Below are 385 nucleotides of genomic sequence, written 5' to 3' on the forward strand. Positions count from 1 at the left end.
TCATTATTTTGGTTTGGTTGGTTTAATTACCAGTATGGGTTTATTGGGAAGAGAAAACGACTTGCATTTATATGCTCCGGCTGCTTTGGAACAGATTTTAAATCTTCAGTTTGCAGTGGCTGATACCAGGCTTCCATTTACGCTTCATTTTCATGCATTAGAACAAGAAGGCTTGATTATAGATAATAAAAAATTTGCTGTAGAATGTTTTAAAACGCAGCATAGAATTGAATGTTGGGGTTTTATTATTCGTGAAAGAAAACAACCCAGAAAAATTAATAAAGAAAAGATTAAGCAATTCGATATTCCATCTGCTTATTACGAACGTTTAAAAAACGGTGATGATTATGAAACAAAAGATGGAAGCATTATTAAAAATGAATGA

1 protein-coding gene is annotated in these 385 nt (G+C 31.9%); it reads left to right on the forward strand.

Annotation, left to right across the window (positions count from 1 at the left end):
* Nucleotides 1–385, forward strand: a 385-nt coding sequence (locus tag E3E36_RS12715; RefSeq protein WP_206203759.1) for a hypothetical protein, incomplete at its 5' end; no start/stop codon positions are given.

The sequence above is a fragment of the Thermococcus sp. M36 genome (assembly GCF_012027355.1).
Lineage (GTDB): Archaea > Methanobacteriota_B > Thermococci > Thermococcales > Thermococcaceae > Thermococcus.